This window comes from Pseudomonas sp. LJDD11 (assembly GCF_024584215.1).
Lineage (GTDB): Bacteria > Pseudomonadota > Gammaproteobacteria > Pseudomonadales > Pseudomonadaceae > Aquipseudomonas.
The window spans coordinates 1-539 of sequence record NZ_JANJFL010000136.1; the positions used below are offsets into that span (position 1 = coordinate 1).

General features: G+C 62.9%; 1 protein-coding gene. It reads left to right on the forward strand.

Annotation, left to right across the window (positions count from 1 at the left end):
* A partial coding sequence (locus tag NRB16_RS29180; RefSeq protein ID WP_257107607.1) for a sigma-54 factor interaction domain-containing protein occupies positions 1–539 on the forward strand: 539 nt, incomplete at both ends.

A 539-nucleotide genomic window follows, 5' to 3' on the forward strand; every position in this document is an offset into this window, starting at 1 on the left:
GGAAAAACGCCAGTTGATCCTGGAAAACCGCCGCCTGACCGAACAGGCCGACGCCCGCACCCAACTGGATGCCACGCTGCTGGGTGTATCGCCCAGCCTTCAGGTCTTGCGGCGCAATGTGCTGGGGCTGTCGCAACTGCCCGTCAACGTGATCATTCGTGGCGAAACCGGCAGGGGCAAAGAACTGGTCGCCCGCTGCCTGCATGATTTCGGGCCGCGAGCCAGCAAGCCCTTTGTCGCTCTCAACTGCGCCGCCATTCCCGAGCATTTGTTTGAAGCCGAACTGTTCGGCCACGAAAGCGGAGCCTTTACCGGCGCCCAGGGCAAGCGCATCGGCAGGCTGGAATACGCCGACGGCGGCACGCTGTTTCTCGACGAAATCGAAAGCATGCCCATGGCCCAGCAGGTCAAACTGCTGCGGGTGTTGCAGGACACACGCCTGGAACGGCTGGGCTCGAACCGCAGCATCGAGGTGGACCTGCGGATCGTTGCCGCAACCAAACCGGACTTCCTGGAAGAGGCCCGCGCCGGACGTTTTC